This is a genomic window from Halomonas sp. BM-2019 (assembly GCF_017584085.1).
In genome coordinates this window covers 2,185,813-2,186,152 of the sequence record NZ_CP071922.1, presented here as the reverse complement: position 1 = coordinate 2,186,152, position 340 = coordinate 2,185,813, and the positions used below count along the sequence as shown (strand labels likewise).

Genomic DNA, 340 nt, shown 5'->3' with positions numbered 1-340 from the left:
CCCAGGCCGGCGCCCAGCTGATGACCTGGTTCGGCGTCGGCTGCGAGCTGCACCGCGACTGGCGCAACGACATCGAGGGCTTCGGCGGCCTGCTGGCCGGCCACCTGCCCGCCTACGCCAACCTGATGCAAAGCTACCAGCAGCAGAGCCTGGCCAACCCGCGCTGAGGCAATGGGCCCGGCCGCGGCCGGGCCCTTACCCCCAAGAGTCCCCGAGGCGAGAAGCTTCATGTCCACCACCGAAACCCTTCCCCCCGACCACTGCGAGGGGGCGACCATCCAGATCCAGCATCGGGTCAAGCCCGAGGCCGTGGATCGCTACGAGACCTGGCTGCGCCAGA

Annotated in this window: 1 pseudogene; it reads left to right on the top strand. The window is 69.7% G+C overall.

From position 1 onward, the window contains the following. Positions 1-167, top strand: a pseudogene (locus J5F18_RS10830) (hydrolase); the annotation flags it as partial. Between the last annotated feature and the right edge of the window lie 173 nt (positions 168-340).